Consider the following 26,845-nt stretch of genomic DNA (forward strand, 5'->3'; position numbering starts at 1 on the left):
GTGGAGGATCTGGCGCGGGGCGTGCGGCGCGGGGCGGAGCTGACGCAGGAGTTGCTGGCTTACTTCGGGTCGATGGCCGAGATCGAATTGGCGCCGGAGGACGACATTTTCGCGCTCGGACTGGTGAATTCACTACGGGCGCTGGAGATCGTCGTGCACGTGGAGAACACCTACGGGATCTCGGTCGATGTCGATGATCTCGAGCTCGACAACTTTCGCAGTGCCGCGCGTGCGGCGGCCTTCGTCGTCCGCAAGCAGGGCGGGGACAGTCACTCGTGATCGAAGCGGACGACCTCGTGCGGGCTGCGGCCCGCGATGGGGCACGGTGGGATCGGGACGGTCTGCCCGACGAGATGATCGAGCTCGCGGCTCGGAATGGGCTGCTGGGAGCGGATCGGCCCGCGAGCTTCGGTGGTGCGGAGCTCGATGCGCGGGAGCTCGGGCGTTTGGCCGCGACGCTCGGGCACGCGTGCACCAGCCTGCGTTCGCTGGTGACCGTGCACGGCATGGTGGCCGCCGCGCTGGATCGGTGGGGCACGGCCGCGCAGCGCGAGGCGTGGCTGCCCCGGCTCACCGCCGGTGAGGTCATCGCCGCGCTGGCGGCGACCGAAACCGGCGCCGGAACCGAGTTGTCCGCTGTCACTACGGCTTTCGAGCCCGAGGGCAAGGATTTCCTGGTGTCCGGCACCAAGCTGTGGGTGACCTTCGGTCAGCGTGCGGACGTCTACCTCGTGCTCGGTCGAGCGCCGGGCGGACTGTGTGCCGCACTGGTGGATCGGAACCGGCCCGGGGTCGGTGTGGAACCTGCCGAGAGCGGTCTCGGGTTGCGCGGCGCGCGGCTGGCGACCGTGCGGTTCGACCGCGTGCGCATACCCGCCGCCCAGCTGATCGCACCACCGGGGTTCGGTCTGTCCCATGTCCTCGGCACCGCATTGGATCACGGCCGCTACACCGTCGCCTGGGGTGCTGTCGGGCTGGCCCGCGCCTGCCTCGGCGATGCGGCCGCCCATGCGCTCGCCCGCGTCCAGGGCGGCACCGCGCTGGCCGAACATCAGCTGATCCGCGCCACGCTCGGCCGCTGCTGGGCGGATGTGGAAGGTGCGCAAGCCCTCTGCGAACGCGCGGCCGATGCGCGGATCGCGGGATCGCCCCAGGCGCTGATCTTCACGATTGCCGCCAAATACGCCGCCGCAGGTGTCGCGGCGGCGGTCAGCGAACGGGCCGTGCAGGTACTCGGTGCGGCGGGCTGCGCACCGGACAGCCGGATCGGCCGCTTCTATCGCGACGCCAAAGTCATGCAGATCATCGAGGGAGCACAGGAGGTCGCCGAGGTGGCCATGGGCGAGCACGTCATGCGGGGTGCGCGATCATGAACGAACGCGTGCTACTGGGTCCGGTCGCGAGCTGGTTCCCGGACCGGACCGCAGCGGTCGCCACGCTGGCGGAGTTGGCCGATCTGCCCCCGAACCGCCGGGAACACGCCCTGGCCCTGGGCATCGACACGGTGCGCACCGCTGATGGCATGACCGAGGTCGATCTCGCCGCCGAGGCGGCGCGCGCGGCGCTGGACGAGGCCGGTCTCGCGGCCGCCGATCTGGGCGCGCTGCTCCTGGTCACCGGCCGCGCGCCGCAGTACCTGCTCGCCTCGGAAGCGACCCGGCTGCAACACCGGATCGGCGCGGTCCGCGCGTTCACCACGGCGGCCGGGGACCTCGGCTGTGTATCGGTCTCCGCCGCACTGACTCTCGCGGCGAGCCTGGTTCGCGCCGATGCCCACTGCCGCAATGTCCTGGTGGTCACAGCCGCCAGGACGCCCACCCGGAATCGCTACCGCGCCCCCATGACACTGCTCGGTGACGGTGCGGCCGCACTGCTGGTCACCACCTCCGGCCCCGGCCGCTGGGAGTTCGTCGACCAGATCGTGCGCAGCGAGGGCAAATACGCGGACCTGTTCCGCATCGACTACCGCGATATCGGCTCCGGCGACTGGGCTGAGGTGTGCGCGGACGAGTCCACCTACTCGTTCCGGCTCGCGGTCGAGAGCAAGAAGCGATTCGACGCCATTATTCCGGAACTGCTGCGACGCAATGGCATTCGAGATGGAGAGGTCGGACCGATTCTCATGCAGAACCTGTCGGCCGGCGCCTTCGCCTTCTGGGAGGAGGCCCTGGATCGCCCCGTCGACAAGGTCTGCCGGACCAATCTCGCGGCCTACGGCCACCTGGGCTCGATGGACATGCTGGTCAATCTGGAGGCTGCCGCGGCCACTCGTGCACCCGCTGAATACGCGCTGTTGTTGAACAGCAGCCCGGTCGCCGCGTGGAGCGCCGGCCTGCTACGGAGGGTGTGATGGCGGCGACGGTGAAATGCGTGGTCTGGGATCTCGACGATACGGTGTGGCCCGGCGTTGTGCTGGAGTCGGACGGCGGTACGCCGAAACCGGAGGTGCTGCGAACGATCCGGGCACTGGATGAACGCGGCATATTGCACGCCGTCGCCAGTCGTGGCGAACCAGACGCTGCCACAGCACATTTGCGCAAGCACGGTATCGAGGAGATGTTCTCGGCCTTCGAGATCAGCTGGGGACCCAAGTCGGAGGCTGTTCGCCGGATCGCCGAATCCCTCAATATCGGCCGGGACGCGATCGCCTTCGTCGACAATGATCCGGTCGAGCTGGCCGAGGTGGCCGCCGCCTTCCCGCAGGTCCGATGCTATCCGGCCGACCGGATCGCCGAACTCCCCGACCTTCCCGAATTCACCCCGGCCACAACGACCTCCGAGGCCCGGCAGCGTCGCTTGCTGTATCGCGCGGAACGGGAGCGCAAAGCATCCGAAGCCGAATTCAACGGCTCGGACGCGGATTTCCTGGCCTCGCTGGATCTGGTCATGACCGTCGCCGAGGCGACCGAGGCGGATCTGGTTCGCGCACACGAGCTGACCGAACGTACCCATCAGCTCAACACCACCGGCGTCACCTTCGATATGGACGAGTTGCGGGCATTGTGCGCGTCCCCGCGTCACGAGGTGCTCGTCGCTTCCCTGACCGACCGTTTCGGCGGCTACGGCACGATCGGGCTGGCGGTGACCGAACGGCGCGGCCCCGATTCCGTGCTGCTCCTGCTGCTCATGTCCTGTCGTGTCATGTCGCGCGGTGTCGGTACGACGCTGATCGCCGAGGTGGTGCGCCGTGCCCACGCGGCCGGTTTGCGGCCTGCGGCGGAATTCGTTGCCACGCCACGGAATCGGGTCATGCTCGTGACTTTGCGCTTCGCCGGGTTCGAAGTGGCCGAGAAGGACGGCGATCGCATCCTGCTCGTGTGCACCGTGCCCGCCGAAAACATCGGCGGCACCGGCCATGTCGAGGTGGTTCGATGAGCGTGGATCTGCTCGACGGCCTGATGTGCCAGTTCGACCGGGTGCCCGATCGTCTCGCGGTCGTGGTCGGGGATCGGTCGCTCACCTACCGCGAACTGGACACCGCGACAATGGCTCTCGCGCGCCGCCTGCTCGTGGCCGGGGTGCGGCCCGGGCAGATGGTCGTCGTCTACCAGCGGCAGAACCTGGACACTGTGATCGGCATGATCGCCGCCCTGCGCGCCGCCGCGGCCTGGTGTGTCATCGAACCCGGCCACGGCGGCGAGTCGTCGCTCGGCGCGGTGCTGGAGGCGCTGGACTGTGCCGCGGTGATCATCGATGGCCGGGATCCGCTCACTCCGGGCGAGGCGGCGGGAGCGCTGGCGGACGCGACGAATGGTCCGGCGGTGATCGACATCGCGGCGCGGATGGATCCACCCGAGATCTCGCTGCCCGGCCCGCCGCCGCGGCTCGCCCCGGCCTATGCCATCACCACCTCCGGCTCCACCGGTGTTCCGAAGGCGGTGGTCGTGTCGCGCGCCAACCTCGCCACCCAGATCGGGTCCCGGAACAATGCGCACACCGACGGTGCGCTGGTCACCTTCTCGGCCCTGCGGCTGATCTGGGACGGTTCCCTGCTGGGTGTGGTCTGGCCGCTCGCGGTCGGCGGCACCAGCGTGTTTCCCGATTTCCGGATGGTGCGAGATGTCGACGCCGTCGCCGAACTCGCTCGCAGCCGGGGTGTTTCGCATTTCATCGCGACGCCGTCGTTCTATCGGCTGGCGCTGCCACGGCTGGCCGAGCTGCGGCCGACGCTGCGAACGGTGATCCTGGCGGGGGAGGCGGTCCCGCCGCGCCTGGTGGACGAGCACCGCGAAGTACTGCCCGCCGTGGCGCTGCACAACGAATACGGCCCCACCGAGGCGACGATCACCTGCATCGGCCCGTACGTCGCGGATACGCCGCTGCGGGTCGTCCCGATGGGAAAACCTGCCGTGGGCACGACGGCTCACCTGCTGGACGACAAGCTGCGCCCCGTGCGCAGCGGCACTCGCGGTGACCTGTACCTCGGTGGCGGGCAGATCGCCGACGGTTACGCGGCCCGTCCCGGATTGACCGCGACCCGATTCGTGGCCGACCCCTTCGCGACCGAACCGGGTGCGCGCATGTACTTCACCGGCGACCTCGCCTGCGCGGACACGAACGGCGACATCGAATTCCACGGCCGGGCCGACAATCAGGTGAAGGTCCGTGGCGTCCGGATCGAACGCGGCGCGGTGGAGGCGGTGCTGGAAAACCATCCCGCCGTGCGGGAAGCGGTCGTGCTGCCCGTCGCCGATGCCGACGACTCGGTGTACCTGGCCGCCTTCTGGGTGCCGCTGGACCCCGCGGCGACCACGCCCGCATCGAGCGCGCTGGCCGGATTCTGCGCTGAACACCTCGTGCCGGAAGCGGTTCCGGCACGGTTCGTGACCGTCGATGCCCTTCCCATCACGCCGGGCAGCAGCAAGCTCGACGAGGCGGCGCTGCGCACGCTGCTGACCGGTTCCGCGGCCCGCCAGGCGGTGTCGCGGGACGACTGGACCGAGACCGAGCGCGCCCTCGGCGAGATCTGGTCGGAGGTGCTGCTGCACGACGAATTCGATCGCGTGGACCGCTTTCTCGACGTGGGCGGCAACTCCCATCGGGTGGTCGCTCTGCACGTGCGCCTGCAGGCGCGCTGGCCGGGCGCCATCCCGGTGGGCCTGCTGTTCGATCTGGACACCGTGGCCGCGCAGGCGGCCGCACTGCCCGCGGATCCGGTACAGCCGGCCGCACCGGCGGACGTTCCCCTGGCATTCGAAGTGTGAAGGACATCGTGACCGCACCCGCACCACGCGACGGCGACATCGCCGTCATCGGCATCGGCGCGCGCTTCCCGGACGCGGCGAACCTCGACGAGTTCCGCGAGAACCTGTCCGCCGGAAGGGATTCGATCGGCCCCATGCCGGAGTCTCGCGCCACGGCGACCGCCCTGGACCGCCGCGTCCGGTATCTGCCCATGGGGCACCTCGCCGATATCCACACCTTCGACTACGCGTTCTTCGGCCTGTCCAAACGCGAAGCGGCCCTGATGGATCCGCAGCAGCGGATCGCCCTGGAGCTGGCGCACCGCGCCATCGAGGATGCCGGCTACGCGCCCGCCAGCCTGCAGACGGCCACCACCGCGGTGGTGTTCAGCGCGCCCATGCCCAGCTATCACGCCATGGCCGTCGACCCGGGCCCCCTCGCCATGCTGGGTAATCTGCCCTTCGGCGTCCCCGCCCGCATCGCACACCTGCTCGGCTTCGACGGCCCCTGCTATGCCGTCGACAGCGGCTGCAACGCCTCTCTCATCGCCGTCCATCACGCCTGCCGCGAATTGCGCAGCGGCGACGCCGACTACGCACTGGCCGGCGGAGTCAGCGTCCGCGCGCACGGGGCTCCGGCCTGGGCCGTGCAGACCATGACCGAGATCGCTTCACCGAGCAGCCGGGTCCGAGCGTTCGACGCCGAGGCCGACGGCACAGTCCCCGGCGAAGGCGGTGCGGCGCTGCTGCTGACCACGCTCGAGCGTGCCCGCGCCGACCGTGCTCCGGTCTACGCGGTCATCCGGGGCAGCGCCGTCCTGCACAACGGCCATGCCGCCGCAACCATCAGCACCCCCAGCGCCGCCGCACAGGCCCGGGTCATCGCGCGCGCCTGGCGCAAGGCCGGTGCCGATCCCCGTGATGCCGGATACCTCGAAGCCCACGGCTCCGCCACCCGGCTGGGCGACGCCATCGAACTGGAGGGCCTGCGCACCGCGTTCGCCGAGCGCGCCACCGCCCTCCCGATCGGATCGGTGAAGACCAATATCGGCCACCTCGATCACGCCGCCGGCGTGGCCGGCCTGGTGAAGGCCGTCCTGTCGGTCGACGACGGGCAACTCTTCCCCTCTCTCCACTTCCACCGTCCCACCGGCGATCTCGATTTGGCCGCGGCCGGCCTCGAGGTGGTCACGCAACCGAGACCGTGGCGGAGCGAGGGCCCGCGCCTGGCGGGTGTCAGCTCCTACAGCCTCGGTGGCGCCAACGCCCACTGCGTCGTGCAGCAGGCCCCTGATGTCGTGCAGCAGGCCCCTGATGCGGTACCGCTGCGCGAAGCCGAACCGGCCGAGGCGGGTCGTGAGCCGGTGCCCTGGCTGATCGGGGTGTCGGCGCGGACGGCGCCGGCGCTCGCGGAGCTGTGCGGCTCGCTGGCGGGGCGTATGCGGGACGATTCGATCGATCTCGCGGATGTGGCGTTCACGCTCGGCCGGGGCCGTGCACACTTCGGCCATCGCATCGCGGTCTGTGCGAGCAGCACAACGGAATTGGCCGATCTGCTCGAAACACGCGGCGCTGCGGTCGATTCGGACGGAATGCAGCCGGTCGCGCCGCGAGTGGCACTGTTGCTCTCGCCGGGTGCTCTGCCGGCCGGGCAAGGTGGCGCCGCACTGCCGGAACAGCTGCCCGCGAACGGGGAAACGGCCGCGGTGCTCGCGGCACAGCTCGCGGTGCACGATCGATTGCGGGCCTGCGGGATTCAGTTCGCCGCCGTGCTCAGCGGGGGCGCGTCGAAGTTCGCGGCACGCTATCTGCTCGGATCGCGAGAGCCTGTCGACCCGGGCGAATTGGCTGTTGCCGCGAAGACGCCCGCGGTCGACCGGTCGCGTCTGCTCGCGGCGGCGGAAACGCTGTTGCGGGATGGGCCGGTCGTCTTCGTCGATCCCAGCCGGGACGGCATGCTCGGGCGGTACCTCACCGAGGATCTCGCGGGTCGTGCGGAAGCCGAGATCCTGTTCGGCTCCGCGGATTCCGCGGGTGCGCTCGGTATCCTGGCGCGGCTCTACGAGCGTGGAGTGGATCTCGACTGGGCGCGGGTGCAGGACGGGGACGGTCGCAGGATGCGGTTGCCCGGGCACCCGCTGCGCGGCACCCGGTGCTGGGTCGAACTGCCCACTGCGGCACAGCATGCCGAGATCGCGTCCGAGCCCGTCGAAGCTGTCGCCGCGCCCGAGACTCCGGTGGTCGCCGTGCCGTCGGATGCGGCGGAGTGGTTGCGCGCAGTGCTGCGCGAACTGTTGCACGCGGAGACCGAAATCGGGCTGGATGACGATTATTTCGATGTCGGTGGCAATTCGATCATTGCCGTGCAGTTGGTCGAGCGGGTGGAGGAGGCATTCGGTTTCCGGCCGAAACTGCTCGATGTGTACGAGCGGCCCAGGGTGGCCGAGTTCGCGGACCTGCTGCGGGAAGGGGCGCGCCCGGCGCCCGAGGTGATGCCGGGAGCGCGGGGGCTGCCGGCCATTACGCGCACCGACGAGCTGGTCATGTCGCCCGGGCAGGAACGGATGTGGTTCCACCATCAGCTTGTTCCGGACACCACGCTCTACAACTACCCGGTGGTCAACGTGCTGCGCGGGCCGATCGACGTCGACGCGGTCAAGGGAACATTCGAGGATTTCGCCGAGCGGCACGAACCGTTGCGCTACAACCTCGTCGAGGTCGACGGTGTGCCGGCGGTGCGAGTGCGGCCAGCTCTCGGCGAGTTCTTCAGGGTCGTCGATGTGTCCGGTGCGGCCGATTCGGTCGTCCGGGCGCGCGAGCTGGTCCGGGAGGCGGCGGTCCGGCCGTTCGATCTGGGCCGCGACCCCATGGTGCGGGTGCTGGTGGTCAGGCTCGCTCCGGATATGCATGTGCTGCAGGTGGTGTGCCATCACTGCGTCACCGACGGCCAGACGCCGGGAATTCTCGCGCGGGAGATTCCGGTGCTCTATGCCGCGCGGCGGGAGGGGCGCCCGGCCGAGCTGGAACCGCTGCCGATCCGCTACCGCGACTACGCGCGCTGGCATCGGGAGCTGCTCGACTCGGGCGCGCTCGCGCACGAGCTCGAATACTGGACGCATATGCTGCGTGGCGCGCCGAAACTGCGGCTGCCCACCGACTTCCCGCGACCGGCGCGCAAGACGTTCGCCGGTGAGCTGGAGCCGTTCACGGTGCCGGCGACGCTGCTCGCCGCGGCCCGCACGGTCGCGAAGCGGGAGTCGGTGTCGCTGTTCGTGGTGCTGCTGTCCGCCTTCTATCTGCTGCTCGCCCGCCGCAGTGGTCAGCGCGACCTCGTCGTCGGCACGCCGACCACCGGCCGCACCCGGCGCGAGCTGGAAGGGCTGATCGGCTTCTTCAACAGCACCGTCGCGCTGCGCGCCAACCTCTCCGGTCCCGCGACGCTGGGCGATCTGCTCGAACGAGTGCGTGGAATCGTGCTGGGCGCGTTGGAGAATCAGGAGATCCCGTTCGAGCGGGTGGTCAATGCCCTCGACGATCAGCGCGACATGTCCCGCACCCCGATCTTCGATGTGCTCTACGTCCACCAGGACCTCACCGGCGCCGGATCGGCCAACCCGCTCGGCGGCGGGGCGACGGAGTTCTTCGACTCCGAGCACACCATCCACAACGCCTTCGGCGGATTACCGCCCGGCACAGCGAAATTCGATCTCAGCCTGATCACCTACGACCGCAGCGACGATCTCGACATGCTGGCCTGCTTCGAGTACAGCACCGAGCTGTTCACCCAGCGCACCGCCGCGGGGTTGGCCGCGGCCTACCTCGAGATCCTCACCGAGGTCGTGGAGTCGGCTCCGGAGCGGTCGATCGAGGAGCTGCTCGTCACCAGGCCGTCGCCGGCCGGCGTGGGCACGGCAGAACGGGCTGCGGCACTGGATATTCCGACAGACCGGCCGCGCGGAAACGACTCGGCCCGATACACGCCGGGGACGGTGCGCGAGCGGCTCGATGCCGTACCGGGCGATGCGGACCTGCTCGCCGCCTGGGCGGCACTGCTGTGCTGGTACTCCGGCTCCGATGACGTAGTGGTCGGCTCGGCAACCGGTACCGCCCGAATGGACTTCGCCGACGAACCCACCGGGGCCGAGCTACTGGAACGAACCGCCGCGGAGTTGGCCGGGCCGGCGCAGGGCGACAGCCGCGCCGGGGCCACCTGGTTCGGCGACACCCCGCCGGGCACTGCGGAACTGGCGCTCGGCCGGGAGTCCGGTGACCGTGCGGTCCTGAAACTGGTTTACGCCACAGAACTTTTCGACGAACCGACCGCGCAGCAGATGCTCTCGGACCTGACCCGGTTGCTGCACGGTCTGCTGGAGACACCGAATGATCCGGTGCCGGATATCGCGGTGCGCTGCATCGCGGAAACGGAGATGACCCGATGACCGGGGTCGTCGCAGTGATCGGCGCGGGCACCATGGGCGCCGGCATCGCACAGTGCCTCGCGCAGGCGGGACGTGATGTCATTGTGGTCGAGCCCGATCCGGCCGCCGTGGAGCGGGCGCGCCGCGGCCTGAACGAAGCGGTGCGCCTGGCGCTGCTGCTGGGCCGCGGTGATCGGCGGACGGCGCTCGAGACTGCCCGCCGGGTGCGCTGGACCGACCGCATCGATGACCTCCACGCGGTCGAGTTCGTCATCGAGTGCGCGGTCGAGCGGATCGAATTGAAAGAGAAGCTCTTCGCCGAACTGGACCGCGTCTGCCCGGCCGACGCCGTGCTCGCCTCCGCGACGTCGGCCATCCCCATCGCCCGGCTGGCTGCCGCGACCGGTCGCCCCGATCGCGTGCTCGGCCTGCACTTCATGAACCCGGCCCCACTCACCGATGCGGTGGAAGTCGTTCGCGGGGAACAGACCTCGGCCGGCACCATGGCGCGGGCCACCGAACTGCTCACCGCGCTCGGCAAGGAATCGCTCGTCGTCGGCGACCGCCCCGGGTTCGTCATCAACCGCCTGCTCATGCTGAGCATCGCGCAAGCCGCCGCCACCCTCGACACCGGTACCGACGCCGCGACGGTGGACGCCCTCTTCGAACGCTGTCTCGGCCACCGCATGGGTCCGCTGCGCACCGCCGACCTGATCGGCCTGGACAACGTCGCCGACACCATCGAGGTGCTGCGGCGAGAGACCGGCGAGGACCACTACCGCATTCCGCCCGCGCTCGCGACGCTCGTCGCCGCAGGACATTTCGGCCGCAAGACCGGACAAGGATTCCATGACTATCGTTGAGAGCACCCGCATCGCGACGGCCGGACCGCAGGTCCCCAGCGATGCGCAACGCGCCGCCCTCGCGGCCGGTGATCGCTACGTCGACCTGTACATCGAACTGACCGGCTCGGTGGACGCGGACGCCCTGCGACAGGCGGTTGACACCGTCATGACGGAATGCCCGGTGCTGCACAGTGTGTTCCGTGCCGACGCCGGTGCGATCCAGGTGTGCGAGAACCCGCCGGTACCGACCGCCGTGCTCAGCGTCGACGGGACCGGTCCGGGAGATTTCGTCGCCGAGTGGATCGCCGAAGAACGCGCGTGCCGAATGGATATCGCGCACGGGCCGCTGTACCGGCAGGCCGTCTTCCGGTTCCCGGATGGCCGGCTCGGCTGGTACCAGCGCTATCACCGCCTGGTCAACGACCAGCCGGGAGCGCTCGCGATTCTCGCCCGGGTGCGTGATCTGCTGGACGGCGCGCCCACGAGCCCCGGCGCGAATCCGCCGTTCGGTACGACGGCCGACCAGCTGGAAAGTGAACGCCGATACCGCGAATCGGGCGCGTGGTCCGCCGATCGGGACTACTGGGAGCACGCTCTCGCCGACGCCGCCCGGCCCGAACCTCCCGCCGCGGGTATCACGCGTCCTCTCAGCGGTACTCCTGATGAGGCGGTCTGGGCAGCGGTGGGAGCATCGGCGGAACTCACCAGGGCCGCGCGAGTGTGCGGGGCCGGTGCGCCCGCGGTGGTGCTGGCCGCGCTGGCCGTCTACGCGTCTCGCTTGGCGTCCTCGGGGGAGTGCGTGGTCGCACTCGATGCCGGGGAAACCACGGTGCCGCTGCGGATTCTGGTCACGGCTCACGCCGGGTTCTACTCGATCGCCAAACAGGTGGGGCGGGAGCTGCGCAAAGCGCGGCGACTCAGGTTCATTCCCGATATCGATGAGCCCTGGGCGAATTCGCCGGTGCATGGGCAGTGGCCGCTCGCGGTACGCATGCTCGGCGGTGCCGCGATCGACGATTTCGGCACGGCAGCGGTGACCGAGTGTCTCGGCAGCGGGGACGAGCTCACCGTGTGCGTCGATGATCAGGCGGCCGGTGGCTGGCGGATTGCCGTTCCCGGAATGCATCGTTCGCACCGGGACCGGCTGATTCGGCTGCTGGAGCAGTTGGTCCGGACGCCGCATGCGCCCATCGCCCGGATCGATATCGCCGCATCGGGAGAGATCGAGCGTCTCATCGGCAGTCCCCCCGCCGACATGATCGCAGCGTCCACGACACTCGCGGCTCTGTTCACCGAGCAGGCGGCCCGGTCGCCCGAGGCGGTGGCGATCGTCGGACGCGAAACCCGCATGACCTACGCGGACCTGCACGGTGCCTCGAATCGTCTGGCGCGCAGGCTGATTGCCCTCGGACTCGGGCCGGAACAGGTGGCGGCACTCGCTTTCGGACCATCGGGCGAGCAGATCCTCGCGGTGCATGCGGTGCTGGCAACCGGTGCCGCGTACCTCCCGTTGGACCCGGAGCATCCGCGTTCGCGTCATGCCCAGGTGCTCGATATCGCGCAGCCGGTGTGCGTCCTCACCACGCGGCGGGACGGATTCGACGCTCCCGACGGCGTCCGGGTGATCCACATCGACGAACTCGACCTGACCGCCGAGTCGGGCGCCACGGTCACCGATGACGACCGCATCGCCCCGCTGCGTCCGGAAAACCTTGCGTACGTGCTGTTCACATCCGGCTCCACCGGGCAGCCGAAGGGCGTGGGCGTCACCCACGCGGCCGTGTGCGCCCATCTCGCCTGGATGCAGCACCTGCACCGCCTCGACGACACCGACACCGTCGTACGTAAGACCACCCTGACGTTCGACGTCTCGGCCTGGGAAGTGCTGTGGCCGTTCACCGTCGGCGCCCGGCTCGTAGTCGACGGATCGGGAGCGCACGGCGATCCGAACGCGCTGGCCGGAGCGATCATCGAGCACGATGTCACCACGGTGCAGTTCACGCCGTCCACGCTCGCGGCGCACCGGCAGGCGGTGGCCGCGCCGATGCCGCCGAGTGTGCGTCGCATACTGCTCGCCGGTGAGGCGGTGACGCCCGCACTCTCCGCGGCGCTGCCGACTGTCGCTCCGGGCGCGCGCTACGACAATCTCTACGGTCCGACCGAGGCGACAATCGCCGTCACCCGGCACGCGATCGGCGCGAGCGACACTGCCGCGGTACCCATCGGAGCACCCGCGTGGCATGTCCGTGCCCACGTGCTGGACGCCTTTCTGCGGCCGGTTCCGGCAGGCGTGCCGGGCGAGCTCTATCTCGGTGGCGCGACGCTCGCGCGCGGCTATGTGCGCCGGTCGGGGCACACCGCCACACGTTTCATCGCCGACCCGTTCGGTGCTGCCGGGCAGCGGCTCTACCGCACCGGCGACATCGTGCGGTCGACCGGTCACGGCGAGCTGGAGTACCTCGGCCGCAGTGACTTCCAGGTGAAGCTGCGCGGCGTGCGCATTGAACTCGGAGAGCTCGAATCGGTGCTCGCCGCACAGGAATCCGTGGCCCAGGCGGTTGCCATCGTCGATGACCGCAACCATGCCGGGGGTCGCCTGGTCGCCTATGTCACCCCGGCCGCCGGGCACAGCATCGATCCGGACGCTCTGGACCAGCGGTTGCGTCCGCTACTGCCCAGGCACCTGGTGCCCGCCGTGATCATCGGTCTTCCCGCGCTGCCGGTGAACCGTTCCGGCAAGGTGGATCGAAAGGCCCTGCCCGCACCCGATGTCGAGACGGTGGCCTTCCGGGCCCCGCGTACCGACACCGAAACCGCGCTCGCCGCCGCCTATGCCGAGGTGCTCGGCCGGGACCGCATCGGTGTCGACGACTCCTTCTTCGGGCTCGGCGGCGACAGCATCATGTCGATCCTGCTGGTGTCCCGGGCACGCTCGCGCGGTATCGCGGTGACCGCTCAACAGGTCTACGAGCACCGCACCGTCGCCCGCCTGGCCGCCATCGCCGAAACTGCGGGCCGAGAGGAGATTCCGCCGCTCGCGGAGCTGCCCGGCGGCGGCGTCGGCGAACTGCCGCTCAACCCGATCCTCCGGTTCATGGTCGAGCGCGGCGGCACCTTCGATCGTTTCTGCCAGTCCATGACGCTGGACCTGCCGGCCGGAATCGACCGCGGCGCACTGGTTTCCACCCTCTCCGCGGTCGTCGATCACCACGACATGCTGCGCTCGCGGCTATACCGCGACGGGTCGGCGGAATGGCATCTGCGGGTCACTCCGCCGGGCAGCGTCGATGTGGACTCGCTCATCCACCAGGTGACCTACCACGCCGGCCTCACCGGTGCGGAACTCCGGGTACTCGCGGAAGCCGAGCTGAACGCAGCCATCGACCGGATCGACCCGTCCGCCGGCGTGGTACTGCGGTTCGTCTGGCTGACACCGGATTCGGGCACCGCCCCCGGAATGCTCGTCATCGCCGCGCACCACATCGCCGTCGACGGTGTCTCCTGGCGAATTCTATTGCCCGACTTCATTGCCGCATGGGCGGCGGTCGCGGCGGGGAAGACGCCGCGGCTGCCCGCGGTCGGTACATCCATGCGCCGATGGGCGCACGCGCTGGTCGACGCCGCGCACTCCGAGGCGCTCACCGCCGAGCTGCCGCTGTGGCGCGAGATCGTCGAGGGCCCGGCGCCATCCTTCGGCGAGCGGCCCTTCGATCCCCACCGCGATATGGCGGCCGATGTGGCGCACACCGCCGTCGAACTCGACGAACGCGATACCGCCGCCATCCTCACCGTCATTCCGGACCGCTACCGGGCCCGCGTCGCGGACGCGCTGCTGACGGCGCTCGCGCTGGCGGTGACGCGTTGGCGGTCGCGGCGCGGCGAGGTCGAGCGGTCGGTGCTGCTGCGCCTGGAAGGCCATGGCCGCGAACAGGACGCGGTGCCCGGGACGGAACTGTCTCGCACCGTCGGCTGGTTCACCTCCATCGTCCCAGCACGGCTGGACCTGACCGGAGTGGATCTCGACGACGCCTTCGGCGGCGGCCAAGCCATGGGAGTCGCCCTCAAGGCCGTCAAGGAACAGCTGCGGGCAGCGCCGCACAACGGCCTCGGCTACGGCCTGCTCAGATACCTGAACGAGGACACCGCTGCCGCACTGCCGCCGGGCGAGCCGGGGGAGATCTCGTTCAACTACTTCGGGCACATCGCCGGCCTCGACATTCCGGAGGAACTCGCCGGAGTCGGCTTCCTGCCCGACACCGAATACGGAATGCTGGCCATTCGTCCCGACGCCGGCCGTGGCGCGCTGGGTGCGGTGGAGGTGGATTCCATTGTCCTCGGCCACCGCCTGGTGACCGGCTTCGGCTATGCGCGTGGCATATTCGGCGAGGCCGCGGGCGAGGAGCTGGTCGAGCTGTGGCGTGCGGCGCTCGAGGCCGTCGCGCGGCACGCGCGCGATCCCCGTGCCAGCGGCGGATACACCCCGTCAGACTTCCCCCTCGTGTCCGTCACACAGGGCGATATCGATGTCTGGGAACAGCGGTACCCGACGCTGAGCGAGGTGTGGCCGGCTACGCCGCTGCAGTCCGGCATGATGTTCCACGCCCTGTTCGATCCGGACGCGGTCGACGTGTACACGGTGCAGCTTGTGCTGGGCCTGGAGGGCGTGGTCGACGCGTCGCGGCTGCGGTCGGCCGCGGCGGCCGTGCTGGAGCGACATGCCAACCTGCGCACCGCCTTCGAGGTGGATGCCGCCGGGACGCCCGTCCAGATCGTCACCGATGATGTGGTCCTGCCCTGGCGTGAGGTCGACCTGTCCGGGGCGACCGGCGCCGGCGAGCGCCTGCTCGCCGCCGAACGGACGATGCCGTTCGACCTCACCGCCCCGCCGCTGCTGCGCTTCCTACTGCTCCGCCTCGGCGACGGGCGGACCCGGTTCGCAGTAACCTGCCACCACGTGCTTCTCGACGGTTGGTCCATCCCGTTGCTGCTGCGCGAGATCATGGCCGGTTACGCCGGTTTCGCGGTCGAACCCCCGCCTCCTTACCGCCGCTATGTGGAATGGCTGGCCCGGCAGGACGACTCACCTTCCCGGCGGGTGTGGGCCAGGGCGCTGGCCGGGGTCACGGAGCCGACGCTGCTCGCGGACACCGCCGCGATGCACGCCCCCACCGGACTGCCCCTGGAGCGGGCGTTCGACCTGGACGAGGCGCAGACCAGGGCGCTGATCTGCCTGGCAGCCGAGTTCGAGGTGACGATCAATACCATTGTGCAGGCGGCCTGGGCAATCCTGCTTGCGCGCACCACCGATCGCGACGACATCCTCTTCGGCACCACAGTCTCCGGCCGCCCCGCCGACCTCGCGGGCGTCGAGAACATCGTCGGGTTGTTCATCAATACGATCCCGGTGCGCATTCGGCTGGCCCCGGGCGAGTCCGTGGGCGCGCTGCTGCGTCGCGTACAGCGTGAGCAGTTCGAACTCACGGCCCACCACCACCTGGGCCTGCCGGATATCGGCGCGCAGACCGGTGTCGGTGAGCGGAACCTGTTCGACACGCTGCTGGTCGTCGAGTCCTATCCCGTCGACGAGGCGAAACTGCGGTCGGATGCCCTCGCATTCGCCGGATTGGTGATCGAGGGATTCCAGTCCAGGGAGGCGACGCACTACGCGCTGACACTGACTGTCCGCCAAACCGATCGCCTGCACCTGCTGGCCGGCTGGTGGCCGGAACTGCTCGATGCGGAGACCGTGTCTCTCTTGGGGGAACGGCTGACCCGGGTGCTGGCGGCGCTCGCCGCGAATCCGAATACCGCTGTGGCGGACATCGATCCGATCGGCGAGGCGGAACACCGCCGGGTGCGGGACTGGCAGCGCCCCGCCGCGCCGGTGCCGGACGTGACGCTCGTGGATCTGTTCCGCGCCCGGGCCGCGGTGCACGCGGATGCCGTCGCGGTGCGATTCGGCGACCGAGTATTGACCTATCGGGAACTCGACGAGGCATCCGATGACCTGGCCTGCGCCCTCGCGGCGCGCGGCGTCGGCGTGGAATCGCTGGTCGCCGTGGGTGTTTCACGGTCGGTGGAGCTGATCGTGACGCTGCTGGGAGTGCTGAAATTGGGGGCGGGCTACGTCCCGCTCGACCTCGGTAATCCGGCGCAGCGGCTCGAATTCATCCTCGCTGAAACGAACCCGGTCTGCGTCGTGACCACCGCCGCCGATCGTGCGGCACTGCCCGCGGGCGACCAGCCGTACCTGGTGCTCGACACTCTCGACCGCAGCGGCGCCGAAGTCGCCTCGGTCGCCTCGGGTCCGGACAATGTCGCCTACGTGCTGTACACGTCGGGTTCCACGGGGCGCCCCAAAGGCGTGAGCGTGACGCATCGGAATGTCGTCGGAATGCTCACCGCGACGCGGGATCTGGTCGGTACCGACCACACCGATGTGTGGACCATGTTCCACTCGCCTGCCTTCGACTTCTCGGTATGGGAGATGTGGGGAGCGCTCGCGAGTGGTGGCACGCTCGTCATCGCGGACGCCGATGTGACACGTTCACCGGACGAGTTCGCCGAACTCATGGCCCGTGAGGGTATTACGGTGCTGAGCCAGACACCCTCGGCCTTCGGCGCACTGCTCGACACCGGCCTGCGCCGCGCCGCCGTGCCCGCGCTACGGCATATCGTGCTCGGTGGCGAAGCGCTGGATCCGCGTCTCCTGCGGGCGTGGTACGACACGGATCCGGACGGGGAGGTCCGGATCTCGAATCTGTACGGCATCACCGAGGCGACCGTGCACGCCACACACTTCGCGGTGGACCGTACCCACGCCGGGTCGGCACCTGCCAGCGTTGTCGGTCGTGGCTTACCGGGAATCACTGTGCGCGTGCTGGATTCGTGGCTGCGGCCGACGCCTGTCGGCTCGCGGGGCGAGATCTATCTCACGGGAGCCCAGCTCGCCCGTGGCTATCGCGCCCGCCCCGCGACCACCGCGGAGCGCTACGTGGCGGATCCGTTCGGTTCACCCGGCACCCGCATGTATCGCACCGGTGATCTGGCGCGTTGGAATGGCGACGGGCAGCTGGAATACCTCGGCCGCAGCGACCAGCAGGTGAAGATTCGCGGCTACCGCATCGAACCGGGGGAGATCGAGGCCGCGCTGCTCGAACACGAGTCGGTGGCCCGCGCGGTCGTCGTGGCCAGGACCGGGGATTCCGGATCGGCCCGCCTGATCGCCTATGTGGTACCGGGCACTCATGATGCACTCGCGGTCGAGACACTGGAAACGCATATCGCACAGCGTGTTCCCGTCTACATGCGACCGGCAGCCATCGTGCCGGTCGATACGCTGCCGCTGACCGGCAACGGCAAGCTCGACGTGGCCGCACTGCCCGACCCCGTCCTGGTGTCGCGCTCGGATCGGGCACCGCGGACCCCTGCCGAACAGGTGGTGGCCGAACTCTTCACCGAGGTGCTCGGCGTCGACCGGCCGGGTGTGGACGACTCGTTCTTCGCGCTCGGCGGGGACAGCATCATCTCCATTCAGCTGGCTTCCCGGGCGCGGGCTCGCGGCCTGCACTTCACGCCGCGCGAAGTGTTCGAGCGCCGGACCGTGGCCGGGATCGCCTCTGTGGCAAGGACACCGGAGGCGGCTGCCGATGCGCCTCGCCTGCTGCCGGAATTGCCCGGCGGCGGGATCGGCGAAATGCCGCTGACGCCCGTGGTCCGGTGGCTGACCGAACGTGGCGGCGGCTTCCGCCGGGTCGATCAGACCGTCACCGTCGAACTGCCCGCTCGGACGGGGCACGACGCCCTGATCCAGGCCGTCTCGGCGCTGATCGATCGTCATGACATGTTGCGCAGCAGGCTGTTCCGCGACGACTCCGGAGAATGGCGACTCGAGACCATGCCGACGGATGCGCTGGACGCGTCGGAACTGGTGCACCGCCGCACCTTCGAGGATGCCGCGGACGCCGATGCCCTGCGCGAGCTCATCGCCGCGGAACTCGACGCCGCGCTGGATCGCCTCGATCCGGCCGCCGGGGTGATGGCGCAGTTCGTCCGGCTCGACGCCGAGCGAGGGAGCGTGCCGGGCCGGCTGATCATCTCCGTGCACCATCTCGCCGTCGACGGCGTGTCCTGGCGCATCGTGCTGCCCGACCTGTTCTCAGCCCTCGCGAATGCCTCGAGCGGCGTCGTGCCGCGGCTGGATCCGGTCGGAACCTCCATGCGCCGCTGGGCGCACAGCCTGGTCGACGCCGCGCACGCACCGGATCGGGTCGCCGAGCTCGATTTCTGGCGGCAGGTCTGCGCGACACCGGATCCCCTGCTGGGCTCCCGGCCGCTGGACCCCGCCGTCGATACCGCCGCCCGGCTCGGGACGGTCGAAGTCGCCGCGGACGAAACGGTGGCCGAGGCGCTCCTGCGGACCGTTCCCGCACGCTTCCATGCGGGTGCCGACGAGGTCATGATCGCCGCGCTGGCCGTCGCGCTCGCGGTCTGGCGTGCCGGGCGGGGCACGCACGCTCCGGTCTCGCTGCTGCGGCTGGAAGGCCACGGGCGCGAGGAACAGGTCGCGCCGGGCGCGGACCTGTCGCGCACCGTCGGCTGGTTCACCTCGCTGTACCCGGTTCGGCTCGATATCGGTGAGATCGATTTCGGGGCGGCGTTGGCCGGGACCGATGCGACCGGTGCCCTGCTCAAGACGGTCAAGGAACAGCTGCGTGCCATCCCCGATCACGGGATCGGCTACGGATTGCTGCGCTACCTGAATCCCGATGCCGCCCAGCGGCTCCCGGCGGCGATGCCCGGGCAGGTCGCCTTCAACTACCTGGGCCGCGTCGACGACCGCGGTGCGGACGTGCTCGCGACACCGAATACCGACCGGGACCCGGACCTGCCCGCGGCCGCCGCCATCGACGTGAACGCGATCGTGACGGGCACCCGGCTGCGCGCCGGATTCACCTACCCCACCACGCTTTTCGACGAGGCGGCGGTCTCGCAGCTGGCGCGGCTGTGGATGACCGCGCTGGGAGCCATCGCCACGCACGCCCGGGATGAACGCGCGGGCGGGCACACGCCGTCGGACTTCCCGCTGGTGCGGGTGAGCCGTGACGACATCACCGGCTGGGAGCGGGATTACGGCAGGCTCACCGACGTGTGGCCACTCACACCTCTGCAGTCGGGGTTGTTGCTCCACGCCGTTATGGCCACGCCGTCCGCTTCCGGCGTCGCCGACGTCTACAACGTGCAGACGGTGGTGCGACCCGGTGGGGCGATCGACCGCGATCGGCTGCGGCAGGCCGGGCAGGACATCCTGCAGCGCCATGCGAACCTGCGCGCGGCCTTCGTCTTCGACGATTCGGGTAAGCCTCGGCAGGTGGTACCCGAAACCGTCGAACTACCGTGGCGTGAAGTGGATCTGGCCACGGCGGACGATCTCGTGGAGCTGGCCGCACAGGAACGTGCACGTCGATTCGATCCGGCCCGACCACCGCTGCTGCGCTTCACTCTCGCGCGTGTCGCGGAGGCGGAGCCGGTGCTGATCGTGACCTACCACCACATCCTGTTCGATGGCTGGTCGGTGCCGCTGGTGCTGCGCGATCTGCTGGCGCTCTACGCCGGTGTGTCGCTGCCCGCGCCGGACGGATCCTTCCGCGACTACCTCGCCTGGAACCACGACCGGGACGTGGCCGCATCCACTCGGGCCTGGCAGCGAGCCCTGGACGGGGTGGCCGAGCGGACCCTGGTCGCCCCGCCCACCCGCTTCCGCGAAAGTACGGTCACGACAGGGGAATACCGGTGGTCTCTCGATGTGGAGACCACCGGCGCACTCGTCGCGACCGCCGCCGAGATCGGTGTCACCGTCAACACCGTGGTGCAGGTGGTCTGGGCAATTCTGCTGGGGCGCAGGCTCGGACGCCCAGACGTGGTCTTCGGCGCGACCGTCTCCGGTCGACCCGCCGCACTGCCCGGCGTGGAATCCATTGTCGGGCTGTGCATCAACACCGTGCCGGTGCGGGTGCGAATCGGTGCGCACATGCCCGTGGCGGATCTGCTGCGCGCGGTGCAGGTCGAACAGGCCGAAATGATCGAACACCACCAGCTCGGGCTGAGCGAGATCCACGCCGCCGCCGGCCTGCGCGACCTGCTGTTCGACACGGTGCTGGTCTTCGAGTCCTATCCGATGGACGCCGAGCAGATCACCGCCGCGGTCGCCACCCTCGACGGCGTGACCGGCGGGCGCCTCGAACTCACCGACGCCACCCACTATCCGCTGTCGGTCACCGTCGATCCGGGACGCGAGTTGAGAGTTCGAATCGGTTATCTCCGAGCGGTTTTCGATGAGTCACAGGTGGCCGAGATCGGGGCCACCATGCGGGAACTGCTGACCGCCATCGCCCGCCATCCACACGCGACCATCGAGGAGCTAGCATGACCCGGCGCCTACCGTTGACACGTGCGCAGCAACACGTCTGGGTCGCACAGCAACTCGACGACACCGGGCAGCGTCTGATCGTCGGCGGCTACGTGCAGATTCACGGCGCGCTCGACGAGGAGGTGTTCGAACGGGCACTGCGCCTCGTCACCGCCGGGGCGGAATCACTGCGCGTGCGCGTCGACACCGAGGCCGACGGATCGCTCGTGCAGGTGGTGGAGGAGGTGCCGGACTGGCCCTTGCACCGCAACAGCTTCCGCGCCGCGGCGGACGCGCACGGGGAGGCGGTGCGGTTCATGGAGGCGGCCCTGCAGCGGCCGTTCGACCTGGGGCGCGCGCCGCTGTTCGAACACCATCTGCTCGATGCCGGCGAGGCGGGCACGCTGTGGTTCATTCGCTCGCATCACCTGGTGCTCGACGGGGCGTCCTCGGCCGCCTTCATCCGGCGTGTCGCCGACACCTACACCGCGCTGCTCGACGGGCGTCCGATGGAGGAATCGGTATTCGACCGGGTGGCGGATCTGGTCGCCGAGGACGAGCGGTTCCGGACTTCCACGCGGTTCGCAGCCGACCGCGAATTCTGGGCGCAGCGGCTCGCCATCGGCGCGCCCTACGAGCCACCGCAGTTCGCCGCCGCGCCGGCGGCCGCGGACGGCAATCGGTGCCTGCGGCAGGCCGGAGTGCTCGCCGAAGCCGAGTGGAAGACACTGCGCGCCAGGGCCGATGCCACCGGGACCCCGTGGCCGGTGTGGCTGCTCGCCGCCATCGCGCTGCTGTTGCACGCGGATTCGGGCGCGCGCACGGTCACTGTCGGTTTGGCGGTACCCGCCAAGCGCTCCCGGCACGCACTCGGGATGACGGCGAACATCCTGCCGCTGCGGATCACGGTCGATCCGGCCGCCACCCTCGGCGAGCTCCTCGCCGCCGTGCGGGCCGAATCCCTGATCATCCTGCGCCACCAGCGTTTCCAGTATGGCGATATGCTCGCCGACCTCGGCGGGAGCGGGCTCGAAGGCGGCATCCTCGGACCCACCGTCAATGTGATGCCCATGCAGAAGGATCTGCGGTTCGGATCCGGATCCGCCTCCCTGCGGCATCTGGCGGCCGGACGCTCCGACAATCTGAACATCAGCGTCTACGACAACGGCGATCCGGCGCTGTCGGTGGTGCTGGAATCGACGGCGCTGCGATACTCCGAACGCGACCTCGCCGCGCACCACCACCGGCTCACCCAGACCGTTGCCGCCCTGGCCGTCGCTCCGGAGGAACTTCCGCTCGGCATGCTGCGGCCCACACCGGATCCGGCCGGGCCGTCGGCCACCGACGAGGTAGCCGAAACGCTCGTCGATCGATTCGACCGCATGGTGGCCGCGAACGGTGGGGCCGTCGCCGTGGTGCACGGCGACGAGCAGCTCACCTATGCCGAACTCGACGAGCGGGCTCGCCGACTGGCCCGGATCATTGCCGGATACGGCGTCGGCCCTGGGGAATTCGTCGGTCTCGCACTACCGCGCTCCCTGGACCTCATCGTCGCCATCATCGCGGTGCTGCGCGCGGGTGCGGCCTATGTCCCGCTCGATCCGAGCTATCCGCAGGGGCGGCTGCGTGCGGTCCTCGACGATGCCGCACCGGCGCTCGTACTCACGGGTGCTGGAGTCGAACTCCCGGCAGGGATCTCGGCCGCGCCCGTCCTGCGCATCGGGGACCCCTTGCAGGTCGTTCCGTGCGAGCACGCTGTGCTGCGGTCGCCGCAACTGCCTGCCTACGTGATTCACACCTCCGGAACGACCGGCCGCCCGAAGGGCGTGGTCGTCACACACGCGAATGTGGTCCGGCTGCTCACCGCGACCCGGCCGTGGTTCGAGTTCGGGCCCGATGATGTCTGGACCCTTTTCCACTCCGCCGCATTCGACTTCTCGGTGTGGGAGATCTGGGGAGCGCTGGGCCACGGCGGCAAGCTGGTCATCGTCGACGCCGAGACGGCACGATCGCCGCGTGAATTTCTCGAACTGCTGGTGACGCAACAGGTCACGGTGCTCAACCAGACCCCGTCCGCCTTCGGCATGCTGGTCGACGCCGAGGCGAGCCGACCGGCCGAAAGTGACCGGCTCGCACTGCGTTACGTGCTGTTCGGCGGTGAGCCGGTGGAGCCGTGGCGGCTGGCCGAGTGGTGGGCGCGGCATGATCCGCAGGCGCCGCGCCTGGTCAATATGTACGGCATTACCGAGACGACGGTGTTCACCACCGGAACGCCGCTGACCGGTGTCGCGTCGGCCGGCGAAATCGGCACGGCTATACCGGATCTGGCCGTGTACATCCTCGACGCCGCGCTGCGACCCGCCGCGCCCGGGGTGCCGGGTGAGCTCTACGTCGCCGGTCCCGGCGTCACCGCGGGATATCTGCGCCAGCCGGGCCGCACCGCTGTGCGCTTCACCGCCGATCCCTTCGGCGGACCCGGCACCGTCATGTATCGCAGCGGCGATGTGGCGCGGTGGGCCGAGGACGGGACACTCGAATACCTCGGGCGAGCCGACCGGCAGGTGAAGATCCGTGGCTTCCGCATCGAACCGGGCGAGATCGAGGCCGCCCTGTGCGCACTCCCGGCGGTGCGTGCGGCGGTGGTGCTGATCGTGGAACACCGGCCGGGTGACCGGCGGCTGGCCGCCTATGTCGCCGGCCCGGGTATCGACATCGGCGCGGTGCGCACCGCGATCGCCGAACGGCTTCCCGCACATGCCGTTCCGTCCATCATCGTGGCGGTCGACGCCATCCCGACGACCTCCAACGGCAAGATCGGCGAACGCGCTCTGCGCGCACTCACCATTGACGGCACGGCAGCCGCCGGCGGTGCTTCGCCGCGTGGCGATGCCGAGGCACGGCTGTGCGCCGTGTTCGAGGAAGTGCTCGGGCACAAGGGTTTCGGCGTCGACGACGGTTTCTTCGCCATCGGCGGCGACAGCATCCTCGCCATCCGGCTCTCGGACCGGGCCCGTGCCGCCGGGCTCGCGATCACACCGCGGGATGTGTTCGAACACCAGAGTATTCGTGCGCTGGCACGCGCGGTCGGCACGCCTTCGCCGGTGCCCGCCCGAGCGGCGGTGAGCCCGCTCGCCATGCGCGACGGCCGTGCCTTCCTGCCCGCGACTCCCTTACAGGCCGGGCTGTTGTTCCACTCGCTGTACCAGGGCGGGGAAGGCGAGGACCCCTATCTCGTACAGGTTGTGCTGACGGTGGACGGCCCGATCGACGCGGAGCGGCTGAGCGCTGCCCTGCGCGCGGTGCTCGATCGACATCCGCACCTGCTGGGCCGGTTCGTCGTGGATGGCGACACACCGGAATACGAGATTCGCGCTGACATCGAGTTGCCCTGGCGGGTAGTGGATCTCGACGATCTGACATCGGGCGAGCGTGACGACGCGGTGGCGCGTGTGCGCGCCGAGGACGCGCAGACGGAGCCGCTGGTGGGTCCGCTGCTCACGGTCACTCTCGTGCGCACCGGACCGAACTCCGCCACCCTGCTCGTGACCCACCACCATGCGCTGCTCGACGGCTGGTCGCTGGGCATCCTGCTCCGTGAACTGCTGCTGGGCTACCGCGGCCTCGAATTGCCCGCTGCCACACCGTTCACCGCATTCCTCGAAAGGTCCGCGGCGCAGGACCGCGACGGTGCGCGCCGGGCCTGGGCCCAGACCCTCGCCGGAGCCGAACCGTGCAAGGTCGCGCGGGCCGACCAGCGGCGGTGGCGGCGGCCCGGCGAGCGCAGCTTCATCCTTCCCGCCGCCACGGTCACCGCGCTGCGCGAACAGGCCGCGGCGCACGGGCTGACGCTCAACTCGATGATCCAGGCGCTGTGGGCGCTGGTGATGTCGCATCTCACCGGAAGCGATGACGTCGTCTTCGGCATCACCGTCTCCGGCCGCGACGGCGGCGATCTGGACGGTACCGTCGGACTGCTCATGAATACCGTGCCGCTGCGGGTGCGCTCGCGCATGTCGGAGACGCCGATCGAACTCGCGGTCCGGATTCAGCGGGAACGCGTGGCGTTGATGGAGCACGACCATCTCGGGCTGCCCGACATCCTGGCGGCGGCGAGCGCGAGCGACCTGTTCGACACCTCGCTCGTCTTCGAGAACTTCCCGATCGATACCGCGCTGCTCGACGATCCGGACGCGGACTTGCGGGTGACCTCCGTGAATGTCGTCGGTGGAACACATTTCCCGCTGACCGTCATCGTGGAGCCCGGCGCGGGTGCGCTGACCTTCCGAATCGCGGTGCAGCTCGAACAGGTCGATGCCCTCACCGAGGTCGACGAGCTGTGGTCGCGCATCCTCGTCGCCGCGGCAGCGCTCACCGCACCGCGGCAGTCCCCGGTCGGGCAGCTCGACCTGCTGCCGCCCGCGCGTCGAGCCGAACTGCTCGCCGCCGGACGCGGCACGGCGGCCGATATCGACAATGGCGGGCTCGCAGCGTGTTTCGAGTCGACCGTACGGGCACACGCACACGATGTCGCGCTCTGGTGCGACGGTGCGGAGCTCACCTACATCGAGTTGAACGCGCGCGCCAATCAGGTCGCCCGCTGGCTGCGCACCCGCGGTGCGGGACCGGGCGTGCCCATCGGCATCGCATTGCCGCGCTCGGTCGATCTCGTGGTCGTTTTTCTCGCCATCGCCAAGTTGGGCGCGGTATGCGTACCGCTGAGCGACCGCTACCCGCCCGCGCACGTGCGGCGGCTGCTCGCGTTCACCGGTGCCGAACTGGTGATACATGAACTCGACGGTGCGGCAACCGAGTTCGACGACAGCGATCTCGGCGTCGCCGTGCCGGCCGATGCCGTGGCCACGCTCATGTTCACCTCCGGATCGACCGGTGCGGCCAAGGGCGTGGAGGTCACCCACCGCAATATCGTGACGCGCGCCCGCGACCGGATCAGCCGGGACGAAGGGCATCAGCGGATGCTGATGCATCTGCCCTACACCTGGGACATGGTGGTGTGGGAGCTGTGGCTGCCACTGCTCAATGGTCACACCGTGGTGCTCGCGCGCTCCGGCATCCTCGATGTGCACGACTACAGCGAGGTACTGCGCGCGGGCCGGGTCACCTCGATCATGCTGTCGCCGGGCCTGTTCCACATACTGGCCGAGCAAATTCCGAACGAGCTCGCCGCACTGCGGATGATCGCGTCCGCCGGTGATGTGCTGCCGCCGCACGCCGCCGCGGCCGTGCGGCTCGGTGAGCACCCGCCCGTGGTGAGAAATCTGTACGGGCCGGTCGAAGCGACCAGCTTCGTGCTCAGCTTTGCGCTCCCGGACGACATGACGCCGGACCGGCCGGTCCCGGTCGGACGCCCGGCCGACAATACCCGTGTCGCGGTACTGGACTCGGCGCTGCGACCGGTACCCGCCGGGGTCACCGGTGAGATCTACCTGTCCGGCGCGGGACTCGCCAACGGCTACCACCGCGAACCGGCGCGCACCGCGGAGCGGTTCGTCGCCGACCCGTTCGACACCGCCGGTGGGCGGATGTACCGCACCGGTGATCTCGGGCGCTGGGACACCGACGGCCTGCTGCATTTCCTCGGCCGTGCCGATCGGCAGCTGAAGGTCAACGGTTTTCGCGTCGAACCGGGAGAGGTGGAGGCGGCCATCCTTCGCGAGCCCGGCATCACCGCGGCGATCGTCACCGCGCGCCGGGCCGCGAGCGGACAGTCGCTCATCGCTCACGTCGTAGGGGACGGCGCCGTCGATACCGCCGCATTGCGCACCCGGCTGGCCGCAACCCTGCCCTCGTATCTGGTGCCCTCGGCCATCGTGGCCATGGACGAACTACCTCTGACCCCCATCGGCAAGCTCGATGTCGGCGCGCTGCCCATGCCCGTGGCCGGTGAGCGCGTTCGCGTTCGCACACCACGGCAGCAGGTCATCGCGACCACGTTCGCGCGGGCGCTGGGTGTGGTGGAAGTCGGTCTCACCG

The 26,845-nt window shown here is 69.7% G+C and carries 9 protein-coding genes (1 of these 9 cut by a window edge); all 9 read left to right on the forward strand.

Annotated features, from left to right (window positions below; genetic code table 11):
* Tightly spaced (each overlapping or abutting the next), the 9 genes in view from ABZV44_RS23515 to ABZV44_RS23555 form a layout consistent with a single transcriptional unit that may run on beyond the window.
* The gene (locus tag ABZV44_RS23515; RefSeq protein ID WP_354839960.1) at positions 1–279 is read left to right on the forward strand and encodes an acyl carrier protein; all 279 of its coding nucleotides are present in this window, start codon (positions 1–3) and stop codon (positions 277–279) included.
* Positions 276–1,373 carry an acyl-CoA dehydrogenase family protein gene (locus ABZV44_RS23520; RefSeq protein ID WP_354839963.1) on the forward strand — a complete coding sequence of 366 codons (1,098 nt, stop codon included), beginning with the start codon at positions 276–278 and terminating at the stop codon, positions 1,371–1,373. The genes ABZV44_RS23515 and ABZV44_RS23520 overlap by 4 nt, the downstream gene beginning before the upstream one ends.
* Positions 1,370–2,350 carry a 3-oxoacyl-ACP synthase gene (locus ABZV44_RS23525; protein ID WP_354839965.1) on the forward strand — a complete coding sequence of 327 codons (981 nt, stop codon included), beginning with the start codon at positions 1,370–1,372 and terminating at the stop codon, positions 2,348–2,350. The genes ABZV44_RS23520 and ABZV44_RS23525 overlap by 4 nt, the downstream gene beginning before the upstream one ends.
* A complete protein-coding gene (locus ABZV44_RS23530; protein WP_354839968.1) occupies positions 2,350–3,375 on the forward strand; it encodes an HAD-IIIC family phosphatase in 1,026 nt (341 codons plus the stop codon). Before ABZV44_RS23525 ends, ABZV44_RS23530 begins: the two co-directional genes overlap by 1 nt.
* Positions 3,372–5,204, forward strand: a complete 1,833-nt coding sequence (locus ABZV44_RS23535) for an amino acid adenylation domain-containing protein (RefSeq protein ID WP_354839971.1) — start codon at positions 3,372–3,374, stop codon at positions 5,202–5,204. Before ABZV44_RS23530 ends, ABZV44_RS23535 begins: the two co-directional genes overlap by 4 nt.
* The gene (locus tag ABZV44_RS23540) at positions 5,201–9,622 is read left to right on the forward strand and encodes a condensation domain-containing protein (protein WP_354839974.1); all 4,422 of its coding nucleotides are present in this window, start codon (positions 5,201–5,203) and stop codon (positions 9,620–9,622) included. Before ABZV44_RS23535 ends, ABZV44_RS23540 begins: the two co-directional genes overlap by 4 nt.
* Complete coding sequence (locus ABZV44_RS23545) at positions 9,619–10,464, forward strand: 3-hydroxyacyl-CoA dehydrogenase family protein (RefSeq protein ID WP_354839977.1); 846 nt, start codon at positions 9,619–9,621, stop codon at positions 10,462–10,464. Before ABZV44_RS23540 ends, ABZV44_RS23545 begins: the two co-directional genes overlap by 4 nt.
* Positions 10,451–20,875: an amino acid adenylation domain-containing protein gene (locus tag ABZV44_RS23550; protein ID WP_354839979.1), complete on the forward strand. Its 10,425-nt coding sequence runs from the start codon at positions 10,451–10,453 to the stop codon at positions 20,873–20,875. Before ABZV44_RS23545 ends, ABZV44_RS23550 begins: the two co-directional genes overlap by 14 nt.
* Positions 20,872–26,845 carry the 5' portion of an amino acid adenylation domain-containing protein gene (locus ABZV44_RS23555; RefSeq protein WP_354839982.1) on the forward strand. 1,535 nt of this gene lie beyond the right edge of the window, so the window shows 5,974 of its 7,509 coding nt (coding positions 1–5,974); its start codon is at positions 20,872–20,874; its stop codon lies off the right edge, out of view. Before ABZV44_RS23550 ends, ABZV44_RS23555 begins: the two co-directional genes overlap by 4 nt.

The organism is Nocardia sp. NPDC004860, assembly GCF_040609015.1.
Lineage (GTDB): Bacteria > Actinomycetota > Actinomycetes > Mycobacteriales > Mycobacteriaceae > Nocardia.